The organism is Methanoregula sp. (assembly GCF_002835825.1).
Classification (GTDB): domain Archaea; phylum Halobacteriota; class Methanomicrobia; order Methanomicrobiales; family Methanospirillaceae; genus Methanoregula.
Genome location: NZ_PIZH01000118.1, coordinates 1 through 5820, shown reverse-complemented (window position 1 = coordinate 5820; position 5820 = coordinate 1). Strand labels below are relative to the sequence as shown.

Below are 5820 nucleotides of genomic sequence, written 5' to 3'. Positions count from 1 at the left end.
ACATTCGGTTATTGTTTCATCAGCAAGGTCAGTTCAAAATATTTCGATCAAGATCCGATCAATCCGGATCAGCAAATGAATCGCGATCCTGATCGCGTTTGATTTTTTTTGAACAGGATCCGTAAAAAATTTTTCACGCAGAGTCCGCTCAAAATTTTTTCATCAGGGTCTGCCCGGAAAAAATTGCGCAGGGTCCGCTTGAAAAACTGCAAGTCTCCTCGTCGATGATGCACCCTCCGGGTTTTCCGTTCATACAGACCCATGGAACATTTCGTAAGCACGGTCTGCTGAAATTTTTTTGATCAAGGTCCGCTCAAAAAACTTCAATCAAGGTCCGGTTGATCCGGATCAGCAAATCAATCGCGATCGTGATCGCGATCAAATTTTTTTCAAGCAGGGTCCGGCACAAATAGCTCATCCAGGGTCTGCTGAGCGCATCATAGCAAAGGTATACCGGCAAGCTCCCCCCTGCCCCGGACCGGGCACTGAAAACTTCCCTCCCAGCCATCAGTACCACCCAGTACTGCCAGGGAACACCTGCCCCAATCCGGCCCCTGTACGGGCTCCGTTTCCCCCGGGTATTACCACCCGGGGGTCATAATTCGCCAAAATGGGGGAGTAATTCCCCTTATTTTTGCAATTTCACGTCGGAGAAATTAGGACGTAAATAGCCGCTTTCTGATGGGCGATCTATATGCTCACGGGCTCCCGGACGGCCGGATGCAACCGGACGCGAATACAGCCCGAATACGGGCACGTAATGGATTTACCGTCGGAGAATCGCTGTCCGGGCAGGGCCCGCAAAAAAAAAGAAACGTCCCTCCGTCCTCAATCGTTCTGATGGGGGAGCCATCGGGTACCCGCTCCCCTGCGATCAGTCGCAGATTATTTCACAATCTCCCCAACACTTGTAGTAATCCTTGGGATCAACGTACTTGCAATACGATCTGCAGGTATTGCATTTCTCCACTGTGTCCGTGTTGACATTCGCAGGGGGATACCCGGACAGCGCCTTCTGCTTCGGCACATCAATGACGTAATAGTGCGCCCCGGCAACAAACGCTCCGGCAATCGACAGGCAGACCATGAACAGCACGAGCCGGGCAAGCGGCGGTTTTTCCATTCCAGACATTGTTAAAACACCGTCACAAACAATAGATAGTGTCTGGTTTATCTGACTCGTATATATTGACTATGGTATTGAACTCCTCAAAGCCATTCGCCTTTAAACTCCGGTAAGCGCTCATCAATCCGGATTGCGCTCATCCCCTGGCATTTTTTCGCATCAGGCATCGCGGTAAGGAGATGATCAAAAAGTACCGATGAGTGTTGTCACTTCCCATTGTCATTTGATCGGTCCCGATCTAAAAAAAATGCAAAAAACCAACGCTTGAAAATTTTTTATTGCGGGAGTTTTTTTTAGAGCGCCACGCAATTACAAGAGAGAACATTCCCGATGAAGAAATTTTCTCAACCGAGGTTTTTCATGAACAAGTCCCTGATGTTAATCCTGGTCATTGCATCCGCTGTTTGCTTCATTCTCGCAGCAGGGTGCACGAATGAATCCGCTCCGGCAACCTGCCCGGCGGTACCGGCAACCGTCCCGGCATCTCCTGCCTGGCCCGCCGTATCGATCAATGGAACGCCCGTGAAGTACGCAGAGGTCAATGGCGTAACCCTGGGCTACCGGGAATTCGGTTCCGGCGAACCCATCCTACTGGTCCCGGGATTCGGCTCTACGATGGACATTGCGTGGAACGAGACCTTTATTGCAATCCTTTCTTCGAAATATCATGTCTATACCTACGACCACCGGGGGATGGGATACAGCTCGGACAATAATGCAACACCCACGATCTCCCTGTATGCCGAGGATGCGGCCGGGCTGATGACAGTGCTCGGGTATGACAGCATGCACGTTTATGGCGAATCGATGGGGTCTTCGGTCTCGCAGCAGCTGGTCATAGATCACCCTGAACGCGTGAAAAAACTGGTCCTGGACTCCGTGACCTACAGCATCCGCCTGCCCGAGACTCAGGTGTTGTTCTCCCTGATCAACGAATCGGCGACCGATCCCACGCAGTCGGCCGGCGTACGGAGAGAGGCGCAGGCAAATCTTGCATGGAATGGTTCGTGGGATAACCTTTCCGGAATCGACAAGGACGTGATGCTGGTTGTGGGGACCGATGATATTCTGACACCTGAACCGGTTACGGTCCGGATTGCCGGTCAGATCAATGGCTCATGGCTTGTGCGGTTCAAGGGACTCCCGCATATCGGGTCACGATATGCTCCGGTGCAGTACGGGGAGAATGCCCTCAACTTCCTGGAGATGGACGAGTCGCCGCTGGGCAGGTAAATTTTTTTTACATGAGGGGCTCCTCATATCATGGTATTTTCCCGTGTCGGGCTTTATTGAGCAGGATGCTCTCAACCAGTGCAGGGTCACGGCTCGCTCTCGTACAGGATTCCTGCAGTTTTTTCTTTTACGCTGATGAATAGGAAAAATTGGTTCACACAACGGATTTTTTCTCCTCCGGCCTGCAAATACATTGAAATAGTATCGAGCCCGGTTCAGCGTTTTGCATATAAACTCATCTCCTGTGCCCAACCCGTTTCCGGGACTTTGGGTGGTGCTGTTCTGCGGAATTTTTTCAGGATCCCCCAAAATTATTGGTGAAAGTGACAAATTCTTCTGGATCGCGACTATTTCTTTTTCCAATTCACAGGAATGTTAAAATAGTAAGAAATCTAATTCACAGTATTAGGTCATTACGTGCCTGAATGGAAAAAATATCAGGAGTGTATGCATGAATTTTAAAAATAATCATGAATATGCATTTACCGGGCTCGAAGCGGCCATCGTGCTGATTGCATTCATCGTTGTCGCGGCGGTCTTTGGGTATGTTGTACTGGGCTCAGGGTTTTTAACTTCACAGAAAGCCCAGGAGACCGTCCACACGGGTATCAGCCAGGCAATGTCCACCGTCCAGCAGTCCGGCGGGATCAGCATCCAGGCAAATGCGGACGGGACCGGGGTCCAGAAGGTTGAATTTTACCTGCAGCTTGCCGCAAGTGGCACCGGTGCGGAGATGAGTGCCTTTGGGTACACCCTCTCCACATCAAAGAACACCACTACCCTTACCGCCAATGATGTCACCTACACATGGGTCAAGGAGGTTGCTGCGGGCAACCACGGCCCCCATACCGGTGTTCTTGCGCCCAAGGAGATGGTCATGGTAACGATCCCTGTGCCTGCCGATACCCAATCAGACCTTGGGTATGGCGAGAAGTTCATGGTTGAGGTCAAGCCGGCCCTTGGTGCATCGATCCCGGTCGCTGCAACGGTGCCTGGTGCGCTGAGCGGCAATAACTGGTATGATGTAGTCTGAAGATCGCTCCTCATTTTTTCTGACGGTGCGACACTTCTGATCCGGGCAACGGGGTGGTTGGTGGAAATGATCATGGTGCCACGGGCAGACCAGCCATCGCCCTTTTTTGCAGCAGATCCTTTTCCCTATCACCAACGTACCCTGGCGCAGATTTCACAAAGGGCAATTTATTATACGGGACATGCAGAACGCCGTCTCTTCTCTTCGGTAATATCTAATACCACAAAGATATTGCCGGCTGAAAGATTGGCCGGGTCAATGGGTGTGCCAAAGAACCGGACATCGCGGATTGTCCCGTCTTTCCTGAGGAAGCGGGTCTCCACGGTGTCGTAACTCCCCTTTCCATCGCCAAGCGTGTAGAATTTCCCTGCAAGCTGGTATTCCTCCTCATCGGGATACAGGAACCGGGCATTGCGCCCGATCAGTTCACCGCGGGAATAGCCGGTAATTTTGCAGAAGCAGTCATTTACCCGCCGGAATACACGGTCGGAGGTAATAAGACCGATGCCCACGGGTGCTGCCCGTAAAATAGCAGTGATCTCGGACTCGTTCTTCTTCAAAAGTTCCTTATCCCGGGTGATCTCTTCAAACTGCTCGCGGAGCCTGCGCTCGCTTAAGGAGAGTGCTTCGTACTGTCCGCGGAGTTCCTCTTCAGTAGCCGCAAGCTGTTCATAGGTGGCACGGAGCTCCCGGTGATCCTGGTTTGCCCGGGTAATATCGAGCGCCGAATAGGTCATAGCGGCCATCGGGTTTGAACGGTCGATCGGCGCTGCGGAAATCAGGACTTCAATGGTTGATCCGTCTTTTTGCAGCCACGGGATCTCGATCTCGATGGGTCTTCCCCCCTCATATGCCTCCTCCCGCATCCTGCCGACCGCGGCATAATCCTCGTCATTCAGGTACAGGAACCGGGTGTTCCTTCCTTCAAGTTCCTCCCTTGAGTAACCGGTCATGGTGCAGAGACGGTCGTTGACCCGGAGGAGGACACGGTTTGAAACAACGGCGATACCGACCGGTACGGCCTGGAAGATGCTGATGATTTCGTTCTCGCTCTTACGGCGGGCCACGGCCTGTTGTACCTTGTGGGCCAGCTCGGTGAACTGGGCGTCCGCGTCGCCGCCTTTCTGGAGGTAGAAATCAGCCCCGTTGTTGATGGCCTGGATGACGATCTCCTCCCGCCCGCGCCCGGTAAAAAGAATGAAGGGCAGAGTCTGCGAGCGTTTCCGGACTTCTTTTAAGAATTCAATCCCGTCCATGGAGGGCATCTGGTAGTCTGCGATGATCGCGTCGTACGTCAGGAGTGAGGGTGACATAAGCGAAGTTACTGCTGATGGTGAGATGTCGACAGTGAACCGCGTGTCCTGTTCGAGAAAGATTTTACCAAGCTCAAGAAGACCCTCCTCATCGTCGACGTAGAGGACCCTGATGTCATCCTGCATAAAAATCCTTTGGATCTTACAGTATTTCCCTGTTGTGCAGTGCTGTGCGAATCCTGTTTTCAACGTTCCGGCCCGGACTGTATTGCCCAAAACCCTCACCCCCCATCTTCCGGATTAATTACCCGAAAGGCACAACCGGTACTGCATGAGCATGGAGATCCCCTGGGACGATTCAAGGAAGGAATGGAAACCGGTTGACATGACTGTCATGTATAATGGCAACGGTGCGTTCACCGCACGCACGGAGGCAGGAGATATCTCCTTCCCGATGGAGGCGCCGGTCGGCATGGGCGGATCCGCTAAGTTCCCCAATCCCATCCAGTACCTCGTCGGCTCGCTGGGGGGTTGCGTTGGCGTGAAGATCCTGCTCGCGCTTGGCGACAGGGGGATCGTGCCTTCCGCGATGTCCATCGCGATCCACGGCACCCGGAAAAGAACAATGCCCGCGTTCTTCGATCACGTCCACCTTAGCATCACGCTTCATGCTGCGTCGGCGGACGAGGGGATGATGAAGAATATCATCGACCAGACACTGACCCGGCTCTGTCCCATTGCCGCGATGTTTTGCGAGGTTGGGGAAGTTACGGCGGAATGCCGGATCGAAAAGCCCTGATCCCTTCCGGAACCCCCGAATCCCTGTTTTTTGAACACGGCCCGTTGTCCTGCAGGTGTCCTTCCGTTTGTGGCAACTCTTATTCGTGTTGACTGAGAACGGGTACTTACTGTGAAACGCTTGCTCATGATCTTATTGCTTGTTGCCTGCCTCGCTGCTGCCGGGTGCACCATGCCTGCTGGTACCGGGACGGGACATCCGGTGAGCGCAACGCCGGTTCCCACGCCGTGGTACACGCTGAATGAATCCATCCGGCCGGGTGACGACTTTTATGCCCCTGGGACCGACGCCTGGCAGCGGGAGCACCCGATTCCTGCCGACAAGAAGTAGCTCCGGACCTGGTCGGGTCTACGCGCCAGGGCCGCGCAAGCGAGCT

General features: G+C 53.3%; 6 protein-coding genes. 4 read left to right on the top strand and 2 right to left on the bottom strand.

What is annotated here, in order from left to right; genetic code table 11:
• Positions 1 to 874 precede the first annotated feature (874 nt).
• Positions 875 to 1132, bottom strand: a complete 258-nt coding sequence (locus CW742_RS05795; protein ID WP_292417752.1) for a hypothetical protein — start codon at positions 1130 to 1132, stop codon at positions 875 to 877.
• 354 nt (positions 1133 to 1486) lie between these two features.
• Between CW742_RS05795 and CW742_RS05790 the strand changes: the two genes are divergently transcribed.
• Both CW742_RS05790 and CW742_RS05785 read left to right on the top strand, forming a co-directional pair.
• The gene (locus CW742_RS05790) at positions 1487 to 2359 is read left to right on the top strand and encodes an alpha/beta fold hydrolase (RefSeq protein WP_292417749.1); all 873 of its coding nucleotides are present in this window, start codon (positions 1487 to 1489) and stop codon (positions 2357 to 2359) included.
• Between the two features lie 451 nt (positions 2360 to 2810).
• Complete coding sequence (locus CW742_RS05785) at positions 2811 to 3392, top strand: flagellin (protein WP_292417746.1); 582 nt, start codon at positions 2811 to 2813, stop codon at positions 3390 to 3392.
• A 170-nt stretch (positions 3393 to 3562) separates the two neighbouring features.
• Here the strand turns inward: CW742_RS05785 and CW742_RS05780 are convergent, their stop codons facing one another.
• Complete coding sequence (locus CW742_RS05780; RefSeq protein ID WP_292417743.1) at positions 3563 to 4831, bottom strand: PAS domain S-box protein; 1269 nt, start codon at positions 4829 to 4831, stop codon at positions 3563 to 3565.
• Positions 4832 to 4976: 145 nt separating this feature from the next.
• On the opposite strand from CW742_RS05780, the gene CW742_RS05775 reads away from it, so the two are divergent.
• Entirely contained in the window at positions 4977 to 5444 is a 468-nt protein-coding gene (locus CW742_RS05775; protein ID WP_292417741.1) for an OsmC family protein, read from the top strand.
• Positions 5445 to 5570: 126 nt separating this feature from the next.
• Positions 5571 to 5774, top strand: coding sequence for a hypothetical protein (locus CW742_RS05770; RefSeq protein ID WP_292417739.1), 204 nt, complete (start codon positions 5571 to 5573; stop codon positions 5772 to 5774).
• Positions 5775 to 5820: the final 46 nt, after the last annotated feature.